13 protein-coding genes are annotated in these 18,799 nt (G+C 56.8%); 5 read left to right on the forward strand and 8 right to left on the reverse strand.

What is annotated here, in order from left to right:
- Position 1 precedes the first annotated feature (1 nt).
- Positions 2 to 1,960, forward strand: a complete 1,959-nt coding sequence (locus FPZ49_RS18480; RefSeq protein ID WP_144849680.1) for a terpene cyclase/mutase family protein — start codon at positions 2 to 4, stop codon at positions 1,958 to 1,960.
- On the opposite strand, the gene FPZ49_RS18485 is transcribed toward FPZ49_RS18480, so the two are convergent.
- Positions 1,952 to 3,463 (reverse strand): DUF4153 domain-containing protein, encoded by a 1,512-nt coding sequence (locus FPZ49_RS18485; RefSeq protein ID WP_144849682.1) that lies wholly within the window; start codon positions 3,461 to 3,463, stop codon positions 1,952 to 1,954. The two genes, FPZ49_RS18480 and FPZ49_RS18485, sit on opposite strands and share 9 nt — an antisense overlap.
- Positions 3,464 to 3,476: 13 nt before the next feature.
- Positions 3,477 to 3,884, reverse strand: a complete 408-nt coding sequence (locus tag FPZ49_RS18490; RefSeq protein ID WP_144849684.1) for a hypothetical protein — start codon at positions 3,882 to 3,884, stop codon at positions 3,477 to 3,479.
- A 196-nt stretch (positions 3,885 to 4,080) separates the two neighbouring features.
- On the opposite strand from FPZ49_RS18490, the gene FPZ49_RS18495 reads away from it, so the two are divergent.
- Both FPZ49_RS18495 and FPZ49_RS18500 read left to right on the forward strand, forming a co-directional pair.
- Positions 4,081 to 5,880, forward strand: coding sequence for an ABC transporter substrate-binding protein (locus FPZ49_RS18495; protein WP_144849686.1), 1,800 nt, complete (start codon positions 4,081 to 4,083; stop codon positions 5,878 to 5,880).
- A gap of 72 nt (positions 5,881 to 5,952) precedes the next feature.
- Complete coding sequence (locus FPZ49_RS18500) at positions 5,953 to 6,453, forward strand: hypothetical protein (RefSeq protein WP_144849688.1); 501 nt, start codon at positions 5,953 to 5,955, stop codon at positions 6,451 to 6,453.
- Positions 6,454 to 6,518: 65 nt separating this feature from the next.
- Here FPZ49_RS18500 and FPZ49_RS18505 read toward each other — a convergent pair whose 3' ends face one another.
- From FPZ49_RS18505 to gltB, 3 genes are all read right to left on the reverse strand, one after another.
- Complete coding sequence (locus FPZ49_RS18505; protein WP_144849690.1) at positions 6,519 to 6,890, reverse strand: hypothetical protein; 372 nt, start codon at positions 6,888 to 6,890, stop codon at positions 6,519 to 6,521.
- 161 nt (positions 6,891 to 7,051) lie between these two features.
- Positions 7,052 to 8,536, reverse strand: coding sequence for a glutamate synthase subunit beta (locus FPZ49_RS18510; protein WP_144849691.1), 1,485 nt, complete (start codon positions 8,534 to 8,536; stop codon positions 7,052 to 7,054).
- 260 nt (positions 8,537 to 8,796) lie between these two features.
- Complete coding sequence (gene gltB, locus FPZ49_RS18515) at positions 8,797 to 13,392, reverse strand: glutamate synthase large subunit (protein ID WP_144849693.1); 4,596 nt, start codon at positions 13,390 to 13,392, stop codon at positions 8,797 to 8,799.
- A gap of 539 nt (positions 13,393 to 13,931) precedes the next feature.
- Here gltB and FPZ49_RS18520 point away from each other — a divergent pair.
- Both FPZ49_RS18520 and FPZ49_RS18525 read left to right on the forward strand, forming a co-directional pair.
- Entirely contained in the window at positions 13,932 to 14,504 is a 573-nt protein-coding gene (locus FPZ49_RS18520) for a thymidine kinase (RefSeq protein ID WP_144849695.1), read from the forward strand.
- 153 nt (positions 14,505 to 14,657) lie between these two features.
- Positions 14,658 to 15,017, forward strand: coding sequence for a hypothetical protein (locus tag FPZ49_RS18525; protein ID WP_144849697.1), 360 nt, complete (start codon positions 14,658 to 14,660; stop codon positions 15,015 to 15,017).
- A gap of 68 nt (positions 15,018 to 15,085) precedes the next feature.
- On the opposite strand, the gene FPZ49_RS18530 is transcribed toward FPZ49_RS18525, so the two are convergent.
- The 3 genes from FPZ49_RS18530 to hisC form a co-directional block, all read right to left on the reverse strand.
- A complete protein-coding gene (locus FPZ49_RS18530) occupies positions 15,086 to 15,904 on the reverse strand; it encodes a DUF2935 domain-containing protein (protein ID WP_144849699.1) in 819 nt (272 codons plus the stop codon).
- A gap of 107 nt (positions 15,905 to 16,011) precedes the next feature.
- Positions 16,012 to 17,244 (reverse strand): aminopeptidase, encoded by a 1,233-nt coding sequence (locus FPZ49_RS18535; protein ID WP_144849701.1) that lies wholly within the window; start codon positions 17,242 to 17,244, stop codon positions 16,012 to 16,014.
- Between the two features lie 282 nt (positions 17,245 to 17,526).
- The gene (gene hisC / locus FPZ49_RS18540) at positions 17,527 to 18,705 is read right to left on the reverse strand and encodes a histidinol-phosphate transaminase (protein WP_144849703.1); all 1,179 of its coding nucleotides are present in this window, start codon (positions 18,703 to 18,705) and stop codon (positions 17,527 to 17,529) included.
- Between the last annotated feature and the right edge of the window lie 94 nt (positions 18,706 to 18,799).

Below are 18,799 nucleotides of genomic sequence, written 5' to 3' on the forward strand. Positions count from 1 at the left end.
TATGCACGAATTGCCTACACGTGTGGATAATGCCGTTCAAAGCCTTCTGCAGACGCTGCTGTCCCGGCAAAGTGCCGACGGATCGTGGCGTCTGGGTGTGGAGAACGGCGTGATGACCGATGCCTATTTTATCGTATTATTAAGGTCATTAAATAGGAACGACGACGAGAAGCTGATCGCGGATTTGGTGCAGAGGCTGCTGGACAAGCAAAACGCAAACGGCGCCTGGACATGGTACACCGACGAGGCGGGCGGCCATCTGTCGGCCACCGTGGAAGCGTACTGCGCACTACTGCATTCGGGGATGGTGCGGCCGTCGGATGAACGCATGCAGCGGGCCAAACGGTTCATTCTGGCCCAAGGCGGCCTTGGGCAGGTCAGCGGCGCCTTGACCAAGGCGATGCTCGCCACCTGGGGCCATTATCCGTGGCCGGCGTGGTTTCGCATCCCAGCGGAGCTGATGCTGCTGCCGGAGTCGTTTACTCCGAATTTCTATGACTTCTCCGTGTATGCTCGCGCCCATCTCACACCGGTCATGATCCTGATGACCCGCCGATATACCATCCAATGGGGAGCCGATGCACCGGACCTATCGGACTTGTCCGTTCCACGTACCAGCTCCGGATCCGTGCAAGATGATCGGGCAGATTGGGCGCCGTATCGGGGAATTCTGGAAGACGCGATCCAAGGACTGAAGAAGCTGGCCCTGCTGCCGCAGGAAGCCAAGCGGCTCGGCCTGCAGCGTGCGGAGCGGTTCATGCTGGAGCACATCGAGCCGGATGGAACGCTGTACAGCTATGCCAGCAGCACGTTCCTCATGATCTACGCGCTGCTTGCCCTCGATTATAGCCCCGATGCCCCGGTCATCCAACAAGCGGTGGCAGGGCTGAAATCGTTAATCCATCCGGTTCCGCGTGCCTCCGGCTTCGAGCCGGTGGGCGGGGGCGGACAAGGGAACCTGCATGTACAAAACTTCAACTCCACCGTCTGGGACACCGCCTTAGTCAGCTACGCGATGCAAGAGGCCGGCGTGCCGCCGAAGCACCCGGCGATTCAGCACGCCGCCGGGTACTTGCTGCGCCGGCAGCATACCCGGCTAGGCGATTGGAGCCGTTCCGTCCGCCATCCGGTGCCCGGCGGCTGGGGCTTCTCCGATATCAATACGATGAACCCGGATGTCGACGATACGACCGCCGCGCTGCGCACCCTCCATTATGTGCGATCCTCCGGGGCGGATCCCCGCATGCGCGAGGCCATAAGCCGGGGGCTGCACTGGGTGCTGTCGATGCAAAATGCCGATGGCGGGTGGCCCGCTTTTGAGCGCGGCAAGGACAGCGCCCTGCTCGCTAAGGTGCCGATCGAGGGCGCCGCCTCGGCTGCCACCGATCCTTCCACCGCGGATTTGACGGGACGCGCGCTGGATTATTTGGGCGCCTGCGCCGGGCTCACCCTCCGACATCCGCTGATTCAGCGCGGCGTCGATTGGCTGGTCGCGAAGCAGGAGCGAGATGGCTCGTGGTATGGCCGCTGGGGCGTCTGCTACGTCTACGGCACCTGGGCCGCTGTGACGGGAATGATGGCTGTCGGCACCAGCCCGAGCCACCCGTCCATTCAGCGCGCCGTAAGCTTCCTGCTGAACGCGCAGCGGGTGGACGGCGGCTGGGGCGAGTCATGCCGCAGCGATCAGCTTCACGCCTACATCCCGCTGGCCGGAGGCGGGACGCCTTCCCAGACCGCTTGGGCGCTGGATGCGCTGATTGCGGTCCATGATGAGCCGCTTCCGGCCATCACCCGCGGCGTCGAAGCCTTGGTCGCGCTGCTGCACCGTCAAGACTGGACGGCCGCTTACCCGACGGGAGCCGGGCTGCCCAGCGCATTTTACAACCGGTACTTCAGCTATAACCTGGTGTGGCCGTTAGTCGCGCTGTCTCATTATCGGCGGCGCTATGGGTTAGCGTAGCAGCTGCCTGGCTGTATGCTTGGACCGGTTGAACTCCATCCAAGCGGCAGGGCTATCGCTCAGGCTCAATCGCAGACGCTGAACCGCTTCCTCTACCCCCAGCGCTTCGGGATGCTTTTGCCTCAGTTCCAGTATGTAAGGCACCACCTCAAAGCTCAAACTTGTTAAATAATTGACGTCGATTTTTCCCGTGGACTCATACCGATGAATGTTGCTGCGAGCAATGATGCCGTCGATGCCAATATAGTTCAGCACAACGTACGCCATCACCGCGGCTATGCCATAATAACGGAGGAGCGGCAGCCGCTCCTTCCACAGCTTAATCAACGCCAGCACGAACAGCCCCAGCAAGAAGATCATAAACACATGCACCAAAATGCGCGTCACTGTGTAGCCGTAGGCCTCCTCATACATGGACAGCCGAAGGTACGCGGAGCTTAGCATGATCCCGGTAAAGCCGATCAACACCGCCAGCAGCCCGCGCAACAGACGCCAAGCCCCCGGGCGCTGCACGCCATACATGGTCGCCAGCATGACCGATAAGTTGATCAGCGTCACGATGACCAGCTCGGCGAAGCCCCTTCTGGCGTAGGAGGCGTAGGTGATGCCGTCCGGCAGATCGGCCGTTCCCCCACCGAAAAAGTAGGAAAACTGCACCACGGTGAACAACAAATAGACGAGATTCAGCATGCACAGCATAGTCGTTGTGATCGTCGGATCCATCCTGATAGGCGTTGACACAGACAGCTCAGGCGCCTCCCAGGGTGCGATCCCCTCCTCCTCTTGAACCAGCGGACGAGGCTGGAGCGGCTTCGGGTTCAGCAGCCCCCTCACATAAGCGAACAAACCGGCCGTGACCACCGTTACATACAGGATGCGCAGTGCCGTCAGACCGAACTCTACATCTTGAAGCAGCTTCGGCAGCTTGGACATGGTGCGCTCAAACATGGAATCCGCTGACGACAGCAGCCACACGACGAGGAACAATAACGGCAAAGATAGGAGCACCCCCGTCAACACCTTGAGCAGCTCCCTCGAGCGCCCGGCCTTCATCCGCCCCGCCATCGCTTGCACCAGCAGGACTACCGGCCGTGGCAGATAGCGCAGCGTATGCACAAACAGCTGCTCCAGCGGCGAAGCGAGCCACGTCCAGGCGCTCTCCTCTGCCTGCTCTCGCTTGATGAGCCAGGTTGTGTGCATGAGGATGAGCAGCGGAATCACCAGCACATTGAGCACTTCAAAGAGCGTATTCGTAAACAATGCATAGGTCGAGCCCAGCAGCAGCACCGGTACGATTAGCAGATTCGACCCGTTTTTCCACGCCAGCACCGACCGGTGTTCCCGGACCGCCCAATAAAAGTACCCATACATGACCACGAGGAAGAGCAGAACCGAAATCCCCCACGTTTGATCAAAAAAGAAATAATAATGCAGCAAGCCGCAGACGAACGCGGCGATCATCAGACGTTTTTCCTGGTCCAAGCGCAGGATCGGAGCTGCCATCCTTGTTCCCCCCTTATTGAAGCCACGAATGGACAGGCCGGATTGGCGTCCGGGTTGGGCTCAACCGCTCTGCAAGAGTACGCATCTCAGCCGCTTTCGGTAGACGCTTCATGGAGCTGTACCACGCCGCCTCCTCTTCCATGCGGGATAAGGCGCGCAGCACTTGAGCCAAAGCCTCCGGCAGCGTTAACTGCTGCGGTAACTGCTGCACGACCTCCCCGGCCTCTTGCGCCAGCAGCTCCTCCAGCCCCTTCCCTTGCGCCCGTCCATACGCCAGCTTGGCCAGCGCCCAGACCGCCCGGGCCAGCTCCTCCTCCGTCACCGCCTGCCTGACCGCCTCCCTTGCCTCCACCCAAAGCTGCTCCCCCCAGGTCATCATGAGTGATTCGCGTTCTCGTTCCATACCTACGATAAGCTCCATTAGCCGCATGCCTCCCTACCGTTAATCGTGTCAATAATTCAATCCATTAATTTCAAATACCGTATTTTCTTGGTGAATGGTCTATCTATGGCTTATTGTAGCTTGAAAAACAGGAATAAAAAGAGTAAGTTTTAAAATATAAATTTCATATTTTAGGATGCGTATGTTTAGGGGATAAGGAGGTCGGCTTACCTGTATGAAGCTGGCTAGGCATTACCTGCGGCTGCGTGAGCAGTTTCCGCACATACTTGAGCGGCAGGAGGTCCAAGTCACCTTGGACGAGCTGGCTGCGGCACTGGATTGCACCCACCGCAACGTCGTCCTGCTGCTAGGTAAAATGAGCGGCCAAGGGTGGGTGGATTGGACGCCGCGAAGGGGCCGGGGCAACCGGTCCTCGCTTACGTTTTTGCTGCCGAGCGAGCAGATGATTCTGACGATCGCCAAGGAGCTGGTGGAGAAAAAGGACCTGCGAGGCGCTTTTGAGCAAATGAACGTGTCCACGCTGCCGGAGGCACTTAAGGATCATTTTCAAAGCTGGCTTACCGGCTATTTCGGCTATAGCAGTGAGGTCCAAGGCAGCAAGCGGTTCGATACGCTGCGCTTTCCGCTGACCCAACCGCTGAAATCGCTGGATCCGGCCACCATCCACCTGCAAGCCGAAGCCCACCTCGTCCGCCAATTGTTCGATCCGCTGGTCCGTTATAACCGATTGTCTCAAACCATCGAGCCGCATCTGGCTCATGCCTGGGAAACGAATGAGGCGCGGACCCGTTGGACGTTTCATCTGCGGAAGGGGGTGCAGTTCCACCACGGGCGCGAGCTGACGGCGGCGGATGTGCGGTACACCTTCGAGCGGCTGAAGCGTCTCGCTCCCGGCTCGCTGTACAGCTGGGTTCAGCAGCAGGTGGTCGCGGTAGAGGTAATCGACCCGATCACGGTGCAAGTGCAATTGGCAGAGCCCAACGAGCTGTTCCTTCAATATGCGAGCACGAATCGTGCCTCCATCATCCCTGCCGATGTGTGCGAGGAGCTAGGGGGAGAGCTCGCGCTGTCGCCCGTCGGGACCGGTCCCTTCAGGCTGACGCATCACGACCGGTCAATGTTCGTGCTGGATGCGTTTCCCGCCTACTTTCAAGGGCGTGCGCATCTGGACCGGGTCGAGCTGTGGCAAATGGCCGAGCTGCATTCGCAGCATCGGTCCCTCGCGCTCGAGAGCTTCCAGATCATGCACAACTACCGGCTGCCGGAGGGAGCGGCGGACACCTGGCAGCAGGTGCAGCAGCAGGGTACGACCTGCCGCTTCCTGACCTTCAACCTGCTGAAGCAGGGGCCGCTCAGCGATCCGGATGTGCGAGCAGCGGTCTGTGCAGCACTGTCGCAAGACAAGCTGCTGCAGCGGCTGAGCGGCGATGCGATCTACGGCGCGAGCAGCTTCATCCGGCAGGCAGCGGGAGCGAATGTGGCCGCTGCGGAGACGTATGCGGAGCGAGCCGGGCGAATCCGCGCGCTGCTGAAGCGCTCCGGCTACGCCGGGGAGCGGCTCGTACTGTGCACGATCACGCAGTACGAGCCGGATGCGCTGCTGGTGCAGTCGCTGCTGCAGGAGGCCGGACTCGCGGCCGAGGTGAAGCTGCTCTCTGTGGAGGAATTCAAGGGCGAGCAGCGGTTGTATGCCGATCTGCTGCTGTTTTCCATCATGCTCGACAACGATGCGGAGCTGCGGCTGATCGATCTGTTCAAGACGATGCAGCGGCATCTGGAGCCCACAGCCAAGGCCGGCGTCTCCGCCCTGCTGGAGCAGGTGCTGCGCGAGCCATCGCGCGATCGGCGCACCGAGCTGCTGCAGGCGGTCGAAACGCTGCTGACCACGAAGCAGCTGCTGCTTTTTTTATATGGCAAGCGCTTGAACACGATCTATCATTCGTCCGTCAAAGGCATTTCCCTCGACACCCTCGATTGGGTCCAGTTCAAAAGCATCTGGTTCCAGCCGTCCTAAGACCCGGGGACTAATCCCCCGTCTCGGCGAATAAGATTTACCTGTAAGCCAAACGGGAGGTGCTGCGCCGGCGTGCGAAATCGAGTCGAGATTGAATATCGGAACGAAAAATACGGATTTACCCTGCGTTTTCCTGGATGGTGGCGCAATTATTGCACCGTCAACCGAGCAAAGCAGGACCGGGAGACGGAGTATGAGGTGCATTTCAAGTTTAAGTATAAGGGAAAAATTTACGAGGACCTGTTTGCGGTGCTGGTCTATCGGATGACCAAGGAGGAGTGGGTGGATCAAGGCTACGAGGATTCGCCGGTCACCTTCATCGCGGAGTATGAAAGCCGGGTGTTCGGATATATTACGCCGGAGGAGCTGCCGTATGCGTTCTATGATGACCGCACCGGCGATTATAATTACAAGGCCTATGGCACCGCCATTGAGCTGCTGAAACGGATGGTGAATCAGGATGTCCCCCGTATCATCCAGTCCATCCGCTTTCCGCGGAAGACGATGACGATGAAATCGATCCCTTACCGCATACGTAAAGTATGGCCGGGTGGTACGAAGCCAAAGAGGTAAAAAGTATGGTTTGACGGGACGTAAAAAAAGGGCTGCTGGAATGGCTCCTATCGGCACCGAAATGCCTAGCGGAACCACCCGCCGCCCTTCTTGCGTCCGTGCTTCTCGAGCCTGGAGGTGAGTGCTTCCGGCTCTTTCGTTCCCGCTGGTGTTCCGTCTTGGCCAAGCTCTACAGGCACTAGCGACAGCGCTTCCAATGGGCGTTCGTCTTTCTCCTGCTCCAGCGCCCTCTCCTCGTCCAGCTGCTTCAGCCGATCCGACAGCTTCAGCACGATCTCTTCCAGACGCGCCACCTTCTCCTTCAAGCTCTCCAGCTCGAGCTCCGGCCCCCGGCCTGCAAAACGTCTGGTCGAACCGGTATCCTGCAGGTCGCTTCCCTCCTCCGAAGAAAGGAGCGCCTTCAGCTCGTCCGAGGTTACAATCTCTCTGAATGTCATCGATCTGGCCTCCCTCCGGCTTGCCTACTTCAATTATACATGAAGACCCTCTGGATGAATCTAAAAATTTCGATCCCATTTAACTGGTGAATATTTACCACTTTAAAAAAGATCCAACCCCGCAGCCTACCGTGCAGGATTGGACCCTTGTCACTCATACATTATGGCAAGTTGGAGGCGCCCATCAAATACCGATCTACCTCGCGAGCCGCTTCCCGTCCTTCGTTGATTGCCCAGACGACCAAGCTTTGCCCACGACGCATATCGCCTGCTGCGAACACACCGTCGACGTTCGTGGCAAATTTGCCGTACGCCGCTTTCGCGTTGGAGCGTTCGTCCTTCTCGACGCCGAGCTGATCCAACACGGTGTTCTCCGGTCCCATGAAGCCCATGGCTAGCAGCACGAGCTGCGCCGGATATACCTTCTCGCTGCCCGGTACTTCAACCGGCACGAATCGGCCTTGATCGTCCTTCTTCCACTCGATCAGCACCGTGTGGATTTCTTTGATGTGGCCGTTCTCATCTCCCACGAATTTCTTCGTGTTGATCAGGTAAGTCCGCGGGTCTTGCCCCTGCAGGGCAGCCGCTTCCTCTTGGCCGTAATCGACCTTGAGCACCCTCGGCCACTCCGGCCATGGGTTGTTCGGCTGGCGCGTTTCAGGAGATCTAGGCATAATTTCGAACTGAGTCACGCTGGCACACTTGTGACGAATGGACGTACCGACACAGTCTGTACCGGTATCGCCGCCGCCGATGACGATGACATGCTTACCCTCAGCCGAGATAAAATTGCCGTCCTGATGCTCGGAATCGAGCAGGCTCTTCGTATTTTTGGACAAAAACTCCATCGCCAAATGAACGCCCTTCAGCTCGCGGCCTTCGATGTTGAGATCGCGGCCTTTGGTCGCTCCACCGCACAGCACGACGGCGTCAAACTCCTCTTTGAGCTGGGAGGCCGGAATATCTTTGCCGATTTCCGTGCTCGTGACGAAGTTGACCCCTTCCGCTGCGAGCAGATCGACACGGCGCTGGACATATTTCTTATCCAGCTTCATGTTGGGGATGCCGTACATCAGCAGGCCGCCGACCCGATCCGAACGCTCGTACACCGTCACTGAATGACCGGCTTTGTTGAGCTGCGCCGCGCAAGCGAGTCCCGACGGACCGGAGCCGATAACGGCCACTTTCTTGCCCGTCCGCACTTCTGGTGGCTGCGGTACGACCCAGCCTTCAGAGAAGCCTTTGTCGATGATCGATTTCTCGATATTCTTGATCGTCACCGGGGATCCGTTCAGGCCGACCGTACAGGAGCCCTCACACGGAGCCGGGCAGACGCGGCCAGTGAATTCCGGAAAGTTATTCGTCTTGTGCAGCCGATCCAGTGCTTCTCTCCATTGTCCGCGGTACACCAAGTCATTCCACTCTGGGATCAGGTTGTTAACCGGGCAGCCGGCCGCCATGCCGCTGATAATTTTCCCGGTGTGGCAGAAGGGAATGCCGCAATCCATACAACGCGCGCCCTGCTGCTGGAGCTTGTCGTCCGTCAGCGGGGTGCTGAATTCCTTCCAATGCGCAATCCGAAGCAAAGGGGCGTTCTCGGCCGGAACTTCGCGCCCGAATTCCAAAAAACCGGTTGGTTTACCCATTCTTCTTCCTCCATGCTGTGCTGGGAAAATTGGTTCTTCCGATCGAAGTTCGAGCAACATGGGAGAGGCTCCACTGCAAGTCAGTGCCACCTGCCTCCGGCCGCTCTTGAAAACGGTATTATGAATTGATTTAGCGGTATTTACCCATTTTCAAAGGCGGCACATAAACTCTACGGCAGGTGCACTGCTTTCCGTTCACACTTCCCCATACATTCCCAAAGTAAGATCCTCAGAAATAATTTTCCAGTACAAATTTTTTATTAATTTCCGCCCACGCGGGATACGTCCTTCATGTTTTCTTCGAACGCGACGAGCATCGCTTCCTGCTGGCTCAGACCGGAACGCTTCACGCGCTCGATCGCCTCGAACATCCGCTTGTAGTCCTTCGGAATGACCTTAACGAATTTCCACAGGTACTGCTCCCAGTTTTGCAGCACGCGATGAGCTACGCTGCTATCGGTGAAGACGGCGTGATGCTGAATCATATTCTTCAGCTCCTCCGCTTCAAACACTTCCTCCACCGGCTCGAGCAGTACCATCTCCTGGTTGCACTTGGATCTGAACGTCCCGTGCTCATCGAGCACGTACGCGATGCCCCCGGACATCCCGGCAGCGAAGTTGCGCCCGGTCGGACCAAGCACCACTACGCGTCCGCCGGTCATATATTCGCAGCCATGGTCGCCCACGCCTTCAACGACAGCACGGACACCGGAGTTCCGCACGCAGAAGCGTTCGCCGGCCATCCCGCGAATATACGCGTCGCCGTCCGTCGCTCCGTAGAACGCCACGTTACCGATAATGATATTGTCTTCCGCCACATACGCCGCTTTCTCCGGAGGGAATACCGCCAGCTTACCACCCGACAGCCCTTTACCGAAGTAGTCGTTGGCATCGCCCTCGAGCGACAGCGTCATCCCCTTCGGCACGAACGCACCGAAGCTTTGGCCGGCCGAGCCGTTAAAGTGCAGACGGATCGTATCATGCGGCAGCCCTTCCAAACCATACTTGCGGGTGACCTCACTTCCAACGATCGTACCGACGACGCGGTTGACGTTGTGAATCGGCAAGATCGCATGAACCTTCTCTTTATTATCAATCGCCGGCTGGCAAATGTTCAGCAGCTCCGTGACATCGAGCGAACGATCCAGACCGTGATCCTGCTTCATCTGGCAGTAGCGGCCTACATCCTCGCCCACATCCGGTTGATGCAGCAGCGGCGACAGGTCAATGCCCTTGGCCTTCCAGTGCTTGACGGCTTCCTTCGTCTCAAGAAGCTCGGTGTGACCGATCATCTCCTCGATCGTACGGAACCCAAGCTCCGCCATCAGCTCACGCGCATCCTGCGCAACGAAATGCATAAAGTTCACGACGTGCTGCGGGTCGCCGGCAAATTTCTTGCGCAGCTCCGGATTTTGCGTCGCTACGCCAACCGGGCAAGTGTCCAGATGGCACACGCGCATCATAATGCAGCCGAGCGCAATCAAAGGCGTCGTGGCAAAGCCAAACTCTTCCGCGCCCAGCAGCGCAGCAACCACCACGTCGCGGCCGGTCATCAGCTTGCCGTCCGTCTCCACGGTAATGCGGCTGCGCAGGTTGTTCAGCACCAGCGTCTGGTGCGTCTCCGCGAGCCCCAGCTCCCACGGCAATCCCGCATGGCGGATCGACGTCTGCGGCGAAGCGCCTGTGCCTCCGTCGTAGCCGCTGATCAGCACGACGTCCGCTTTTCCTTTGGCGACGCCGGCAGCGATCGTCCCTACGCCAACCTCGGATACGAGCTTCACGCTGATGCGTGCCCGCGGGTTGGCGTTCTTCAGATCGTGGATCAGCTCCGCCAAGTCCTCGATCGAGTAGATGTCATGGTGCGGCGGAGGCGAAATGAGCCCTACGCCCGGCGTCACACCGCGGACCTCGGCCACCCAAGGGTAAACCTTGGAGCCCGGCAGCTGACCGCCTTCACCCGGCTTGGCACCCTGCGCCATCTTAATCTGAATCTCGTCGGCATTGACGAGGTAATTCGATGTAACCCCGAAGCGGCCCGACGCCACCTGCTTGATCGCACTGCGGCGTGAGTCGCCGTTCGCGTCCGGAGTGAAGCGCTCATGATGCTCGCCGCCCTCGCCGGTGTTGCTCTTGCCACCGATACGGTTCATGGCGATGGCCATGCTCTCGTGCGCTTCCTTCGAGATGGAGCCGTACGACATCGCCCCGGTCTTGAAGCGCTTGAACATCGATTCCACCGGCTCGACTTCCTCCAAAGGAATCGGCTTGCGCCCAGATTTGAAGGCAAACAGCGAACGAAGCGTCATGTACCGCTCATTTTCTTGATGGATCAGCTTGACGAAGTTTTTGTATGTGCCGTAGTTGTTCGTGCGAACCGCGCTCTGCAGCGCATGGATCGTCTCCGGATTGTACAAATGCTCTTCGCCGTTCCGGCGCCACTGCAGCTCGCCGCCCGTATCCAGAACACGGTCGCGTCCCTCCTGCTCGGAGTACGCCCGCTGATGACGAAGCAAAGCTTCCTGCGCGATGGCATCGATCTTGATCCCGCCAACCGGCGTATAAGTCCAAGTAAAATATTTATCGATAACAGAGGCATCGAGCCCCACAGCTTCAAAAATTTGCGCCCCACGGTACGACTGGATGGTGGAGATCCCCATTTTGGCCAATACTTTGACGACGCCTTTGGTAGCCGCTTTGACGTAATTGTAGGTCGCCTTCTCCAGCGTGATGTCCTTCAGCTGATTGCGGCGAATCATATCGCCCAGCGTTTCCAGCGCCAGATACGGATTGATCGCGCCCACACCGTAGCCCAGCAGCAGTGCAAAATGGTGCACCTCACGCGGCTCACCCGACTCCAGCAGCAGCCCCACCTTGGTGCGCGTGCCTTCGCGGATCAAATGGTGGTGCAATCCGGAGACCGCCAGCAGTGCAGGAATGGCCGCTTGGTCGCCATCAACGCCGCGATCGGACAAGATGAGCAGCGTCGCTCCATCCGCAATCGCCGCATCCGCAGCTGCATACAGAGCGTCAACCGCCCGCTCCATGCCGCCGGTACCTTCCGATGCCGGGAACACGATCGGCAGCGTCACTGTCTTAAAGCCATCACGCTGAATGAAGCGCAGCTTCGCCAGCTCTTCGTTGGTCAGGATCGGCGTCTCAATGCGGATCTGGCGGCAGCTCTCCGGCTTCGGATCGATCAGATTGCCTTCTGGCCCCAGCGTCGTCCCTTGAGCCGTAATGATCTCCTCGAAGTTCGCGTCGATCGGCGGGTTCGTTACCTGCGCGAAGAGCTGCTTGAAGTAGCTGTACAGCAGCTGCGGACGCTCGGACAGCACGGCCAGCGGCGCATCGAAGCCCATCGAGCCGATCGGATCGACACCGGTGCGGGCCATCGGCTCGAGCACCTTCCGCATATTCTCGAACGTATAGCCGAAAGCTTGCTGACGCTGCAGCACGGTCGCTTCATCGCCGGCTTCCACCTCCGCCGCCGATGGCGCCGGAAGATCCTTCAAGGAAATTAGGTGCTCATTCAGCCACTCGCGATACGGCTGCTCCTTCACGATGCGTTCCTTGATCTCTTCGTCGGAGACAATGCGTCCTTCCACCGTATCGACCAGAAGCATACGGCCGGGCTGAAGACGCTGCTTGGAAACGATGCGCTCCGGTGCAATATTGAGTACGCCTGCCTCGGAAGCCAGCACAACCAGATCGTCCTTGGTCACGTAGTAACGCGCTGGACGCAAGCCGTTGCGGTCCAGCACCGCCCCGATCGACTTCCCGTCCGTGAACGAGATCGCCGCAGGGCCATCCCATGGCTCCATCAGACAGCTGTGATATTCGTAAAACGCTTTCTTTTCGTCGCTCATCGATTCATGCTTCGACCACGGCTCCGGAATCATCATCATGGCTGCGTGCGGCAGCGAACGACCGGACAACATCAGAAACTCCAACGTATTGTCGAACATCTGCGAGTCGGAGCCTTCTCCGTCGATGATCGGAAGAATACGGCGGAAGTCATCGCCGAACAGATCCGTTTCGCACATCGCCTGACGCGCGTGCATCCAGTTCACATTTCCGCGCAGCGTATTGATCTCACCGTTGTGGATCAAATAGCGGTACGGATGCGCCCGCTCCCAGCTCGGGAACGTGTTCGTGCTGAAGCGTGAGTGCACCAGCGCAAGCGCCGATTCCAGATCCGGATCCTTGAGCTCCGTATAGTAGTCGTCCACCTGCTCCGGCGTAAGCATTCCTTTATATACAATCGTACGGCTCGAAAGACTGGAGAAGAAGAACACACCCGCTTCGTTCAGTCCCTTGGCACCGTTCTCCGACAGCTTGCGGATAATATACAGCTTGCGTTCAAACGCGAGCTCATCGAACACATCGCTGGACGCGCCAACAAACAATTGGCGAACGAAAGGCTCCGCCGATTTGGCCGAATTGCCCAGCTTCGCGTTATTCGTAGGCACTGTGCGCCAGCCGAGAAAATGCTGTCCCGACTCGTGCACAACCTGCTCGATCAGCCGCTCACAGGCGATGCGAGCTTCGGCGTCCTGCGGCAGAAATACCATGCCGACGCCGTACCGTCCCGGTGCCGGCAGGCGAATGCCTTCCTCTACACAGGCATTGGCAAAATATTTGTGCGGAATTTGCAGCAAAATGCCCGCGCCGTCCCCGGTATTATGCTCGCCCTGACCGCCGCGATGGTCTAAATTGCAAAGTACAGTAAGCGCCTGGGCAACGATGTCATGAGAAGGCTGCCCCTTGATATGAGCGACAAAGCCAATCCCGCATGCGTCGTGCTCGAATTGAGGATCGTATAGACCCTGTTTGACAGGTAATCCAGTTCTGTTCATGCCTGCGCAACCTTTCTTTCTGAAAATTTGGGGATGCTTCTGTTCATAAACATGTCAAAGAGGTGAAGCTTTACAGGGATGAAGTTATGCAATTAAAAAAAGCCACAGCGCCCTTCGACAAATTGTGACAAATCTATGAACCTCTGTAGATAATATGTTTTATATTACCATCTGATTCGTATTATAGCAATTTAATAATTAGATTTTTCTGAAAGATTCATATAGTCATTTTGTGATGTTTAATGTAAGGTATCTAGCTATAAAAGTAGAGGCTTATAGCAGAATTTGTTGCTTTTTGACGTTTTGTTACATCCATGTGCAGACACAAGACCAGACGGAATCAAACCGGACCGAGGAGCCGCTGCGCAGCTTTGAACCCCTACATACTGGAAGAAAAAGGCGCCCCCTAGGCCAAAAAGCGCCCTATACCAACCCTGGTTCTTGTGCTATGATAAACATCGTTATTTTCGACATGAGTGCGGAGCGTCTGACTTTTCTTCCGAAATCATGTCAAACATCGACGAACGAGGGTGTATGTCTTGGCACAGCTGTATTTTCGTTATGGAGCAATGAACAGCGGCAAATCGATCGAAATTTTGAAGGTCGCGCATAATTATGAAGAGCAGAACAAGTCCGTTTTGATTTTCACCTCCGCCCTGGATAATCGGGACGAGGTCGGCTATGTATCCTCCCGGATCGGGCTGCGGCGCGAAGCGATTCCGATTCATGATGACACCGATATTTTCACCATTGTGCAACAGCAGAAGCCTCCGGTGTCCTGTGTACTGGTCGACGAAGTGCAATTTTTGAAAAAAGATCAGATCCTTCAGCTCACCCGCATTGTCGATACGCTGAACATACCGGTGATGGGCTTCGGACTCAAGAACGATTTTCAAAACGAGCTGTTTGAGGGCAGTAAGCAGATGCTGCTCTATGCGGATAAAATCGAGGAAATGAAGACGATCTGCTGGTTCTGCGAGCGGAAAGCGACGATGAATCTGCGTGTGGATGAATCGGGAAAGCCGATCTATACCGGGGAGCAAATTCAAATCGGCGGCAACGATTCGTACTATCCGGTCTGCCGGAAGTGCCACGCCAATCCTAAGCTATAATGATATATTTCAACGAAAAAAGGCCGGTTCAACTCGAACCAGCTTTTTTTGCTTTTGGATGAAGACCGCAGACTAGAGCAACGCGGATTCCCCTCCGGCTTTCTGTTCATACTATTGGATGTTGCGAGAGAAACAAAGGAGGCTGACCACCTTTTGTCCAGACAAATTGAGCTGCAAGACGATACGCTCGTCATCCGCTTCACCGGCTTAACCGGCGTCGCCGCCCTCAAGCATCAGCTTGAAATTCCATACAGCGCCATCCAAAAGGTATCGATCGAGGATATTGAAATGCCGCTGTTCACGTTCCGCATCGGCACCTCGGGCTTCGGCATTCGGGAGGGACGGTTTCTCGTGGACGGACGCTGGTGCTTCCTCTCCTATGAGAACAACGAGCACGTGATCGTCCTCGAGCTGGAGGAGCATGAATATTGGAAGGTGATTTTTCAGGCGGATGATCCCGAGAGCGTAGTGCAATCGATTAAGGAAAAAAGCTCCCAGTTGAGCCGCACCTAAGCTGCTGTGGGAAAAAGGGCCTTTACTAGTCTTGAAGTGGCCGGTGAAAGCCCTTTTTATTTGCAAATTTAGTGATGCTGCTCGGCGAATACGGCAGGCTTGCCGGTCAGCGTTGCTTCAAACATATCGATAATGGCGAGGAACCGTTCCGCCTCCCGGAACACGTGGTCTGCGAGCAGCGGGTGGATGATGCTTTTGATTTTACAGGCGTCGATCAGGTCTTTCGCGGCTTTCTTGAAATCACGAAGCGATTTGACGGACACCCGGTTTTGATCGAGGAACTGCGTAAGGATCGGACCGGTTTGCGACTGCGGCCGCATCGAATCGAGATCTCTTGCTTGGAACAGCAGCTGATCAAAATCGTGGCTGAAATCATTGGCCTGCTGCACCAGCTTGCGTTCGGACGGATCCAGCAGATGGCTGATGAATTTGGCATGGTCGGCCATAATGCGCAGGAAGAAGACGTTTTCATCAATGATTGCATCCTGCACCGGCTCCAGCTTGCCTTCATTCAGCTCGATGAGCCGATTGCGGAAATAGTTCGCTTCCCGGCTGGTATGATCGACGAGCAGCGGGAAGTTATTGGCCCCCGGCAGCTGGCACGTCAGGATCAAGCCCAGCAGCTTGCGTTTAAACGCCCAAATATAGCTGGCAGCTGTACTGACCTCGACGTTGAATTGCCGGATCGTTTGGGCATCCGTGTTCACCGTGAAGGCATGCGCACGCTGTTCAATGCCCTCGAACAGCTTATAATAATAGTTCGCCTCATTAATTAATTGCGTATCCTCACATCGAAAACCCAGTTTCAGAAATAAGGAATGCTCCTTCATAATCCTTGACCAAAACCGGATTTCATCCAGCGACCTGACGACAAATACCTCTGGCATTGGTTGTTACCTCCTAAGTATGGCTGGGCTCAAGCTCCATACAGGATATGCCAGAGGGGGATATGGGTGTATGTCTAGATCTATTTCATTCTAAAGCACTAGATAGCTTAGATAGCCCAGTTGCCATTGCGGAAAATCGGTTCCCGCTTGCCGTCCTGCGTCACGCCGTCGATGTTCATGTCCGCCGAGCCGATCATAAAGTCCACGTGTGTCAAGCTCTTGTTCACGCCGCGCTCCGCCAGCTCCTCATCCGACATCTCCGTGCCTCCCTCGATATTGACCGAATACGCCTGCCCGAACGCCAAGTGGCAGGAGGCATTCTCATCGAACAAGGTGTTGTAGAACACCACATTGGAGTTGGAGATCGGCGAATCGAACGGAACAAGCGCGACCTCACCCAATCGGCGTGCGCCCTCATCCGTATTCAGCAGCCGCTCCAGCGCCTCGTAGCCCTCCTCCGCGGAAAAATCAACCGCCACGCCGTCCTTAAACGTAATCGAGAAGTTGTTGATGATCTGACCGCTGTAGTTCAGCGGCTTCGTGCTGCGCACGGTCCCGTTCACGCCATCCTTATGCGGCATCGTGAACACTTCCTCTGTCGGCATGTTCGGGTTGAACAGATCTCCCTTGGCATTCGCCTTGGCGCCGCCAAGCCATACATGCTTCTCCGGCAGCTGCACTGTAAGGTCGGTGCCCTCCGCTGTGTAATGAAGCTCTTTATACCGTTTATTATTCAGCAGCTCAACGGTTTGCGCAAGCTTCGCGTTATGCTCCTTCCAAGCGGCGATCGGGTCTTCGCGGTCAATGCGGGTCGCATCGATAATGCGCTCCCACAGCGCTTGTACCGCCTCTTCCTGAGAGCGGTCAGGGAATACCTTGGCAGCCCACTCGTTCGTGGCATAAGAGATCAACGTCCATGAATTTTTATGGGACATCAGATAGCTGCGGTATTTGCTGAGCGCCGTGGCGCTGGTTTTGTTCGCTGTAGCGATGCGAGCCGATTCGACGCCCTGCAGGAGGTCGGGATTCGGAGAGTAGATTGAAATGAAGCATGCGCCATTCTCGCACAGCTCCTCCATGCCCTTCGCCCGCCACATCGGGTACTCGCTGAACGCCTCCATCGGCGCTTTTTTATATTTAATCCGCGTGCACTCGTCGTCGTTCCACTCAATATGTACGTTTTTTGCACCGACATCGTACGCCTTCGCCGCGATTTGGCGCACGAGATCCGCCGCCGAAATCGGTGCCGTGACGAACACAGTCTGTCCCTCTTGCACATTGACACCGACCTGAATGGCCAGCGCCGCGTAGTTTTCCAATTGCTCCACCGTTGGATACATGGGTTCCCTCCGTTACCTGTATGGATTGTTTTCTTTTTCATTATATGAGGTTATCGATGCAAAATACAAAAAGAAACCAGCCGCAGGCGACTGGTCAAGTGGATGGGTCAGGATTGCTTACGGTTTTTGGAGCCTGCAACCTCGGAGTCCTGATTGTTGCCCGGCTGATTTTTTTTGCCATTGTTATTCGCGTTGTCTCTGGACATGGCTTATGCCTCCTTCCAAGTCGGAATCAAGGCATAGTCTGTCCGGTTTAGGGTTGTCTAATGCAGGCTGCAGCCATTATTGGACCGGCTTCAGCTCCGTCCGAGTCTCCTGCAGCACTTCGGACAGCGCCGAGATGAATAGGCGGTTCTCCTCCTCGGTTCCTACGGTCACCCGAACGCACTGCGGCAGGCCCCAGATGGCGCCGTACCGGACGATGATGCCTTTGCGCATCAGGCGCTCGTAGATTTGCTGCGCACCGCTCCCGAGCTCGACCAGCACGAAGTTGCTCATGCTCTCCGTATAGGAAAGTCCCAGTGTGTCCAGCGCCTGATACAGCCACTGCCTCCCCTCCGTATTTACCCTCCGCGAGGCCTCGATATGAGCCCGGTCCGTGATCGCGCCGCTAGCAGCCACCTGGGCCAGCGCGTTGACGTTGAACGGCTCCTTCACCTGCAAAATGCTGCGAATGACCGCCTCCGACGCCGCACCGAAACCGACGCGAATGCCGGCTAGGCCGAAAATTTTGGAGAACGTCTGGACCACGAGAATCGGATAGCCGCTGCGCACGAATTCCATACCGTCCGTATAATCGTTGGCGGTCGCATAGTGACTGTAGGCCGCGTCATAGACGACCAGCACGCGTGAAGGCAAGGCTTCCAGCAGCCTCAGCAGCTCGTTACGCGGCAGGTACGTGCCCGTCGGATTGTTCGGCGAGCAGATGCACACGAACTTCGTTCGCTCGGTCACCGCTTCCAAGAGGGTGTCAATGTTGTAGCGGAAGCCCTCCTCAAAAGGCACGCTAACGGTGACCGCTCCCATAAGCGAGGCTCCGAATTCGTACTCGCTAAACGTAGGCGTAGGCGCCACGATCTCGTCGCCCTCTTCCAGAAACGCTTCCGACATCAGCGTCAACAGCTCGTCCCCGCCATTGGTGACGATCAGCTGCTCCGGCGACAGCTCCAGCTGCTCGGCCAGTGCCTGCCTTAATCGGACAGCACCCGCATCCGGGTACCGGTGCACTTCGCCCAAGAAGCGCTGCACCGCCTCTACCGCCTTGGGCGACGCGCCCAGCGGATTCTCGTTGGAGGCCAGCTTGATGACCCGGTCCAGCCCCAGCTCCGCCTGCACCTCCCAGATCGGCTTACCCGGCGAATATGGCTTCATCTGCTTCAGTGCCTGACGTGCTTCCACCGGCTCTTGCCCTTTAGCTTGCTCTTGTTTGTTGGATGGATGGATTGATTTTGATTCGCTCATGGTAACAGCTCCTTGGTAGTGTGATAGATGACTTTTGCAGAACGGTTCTTTATCGCGATAACCAAATAGTACATTAACGCATTACCAAAGTAAA

Origin of the sequence: Paenibacillus cremeus (assembly GCF_007786445.1) — a bacterium.
GTDB classification, from domain to species: domain Bacteria; phylum Bacillota; class Bacilli; order Paenibacillales; family NBRC-103111; genus Paenibacillus_G; species Paenibacillus_G cremeus.

Excerpts from the sequence above, each read along its gene's own strand:
- FPZ49_RS18495 (WP_144849686.1), top strand. The coding sequence starts at position 4,081 with ATGAAGCTGGCTAGGCATTACCTGCGGCTGCGTGAGCAGTTTCCGCAC.
- FPZ49_RS18485 (WP_144849682.1), bottom strand. The coding sequence starts at position 3,463 with ATGGCAGCTCCGATCCTGCGCTTGGACCAGGAAAAACGTCTGATGATC.
- gltB (WP_144849693.1), bottom strand. The coding sequence starts at position 13,392 with ATGAACAGAACTGGATTACCTGTCAAACAGGGTCTATACGATCCTCAA.
- FPZ49_RS18480 (WP_144849680.1), top strand. The coding sequence starts at position 2 with ATGCACGAATTGCCTACACGTGTGGATAATGCCGTTCAAAGCCTTCTG.
- FPZ49_RS18490 (WP_144849684.1), bottom strand. The coding sequence starts at position 3,884 with ATGGAGCTTATCGTAGGTATGGAACGAGAACGCGAATCACTCATGATG.
- FPZ49_RS18510 (WP_144849691.1), bottom strand. The coding sequence starts at position 8,536 with ATGGGTAAACCAACCGGTTTTTTGGAATTCGGGCGCGAAGTTCCGGCC.
- FPZ49_RS18505 (WP_144849690.1), bottom strand. The coding sequence starts at position 6,890 with ATGACATTCAGAGAGATTGTAACCTCGGACGAGCTGAAGGCGCTCCTT.
- FPZ49_RS18530 (WP_144849699.1), bottom strand. The coding sequence starts at position 15,904 with ATGCCAGAGGTATTTGTCGTCAGGTCGCTGGATGAAATCCGGTTTTGG.
- FPZ49_RS18535 (WP_144849701.1), bottom strand. The coding sequence starts at position 17,244 with ATGTATCCAACGGTGGAGCAATTGGAAAACTACGCGGCGCTGGCCATT.
- hisC (WP_144849703.1), bottom strand. The coding sequence starts at position 18,705 with ATGAGCGAATCAAAATCAATCCATCCATCCAACAAACAAGAGCAAGCT.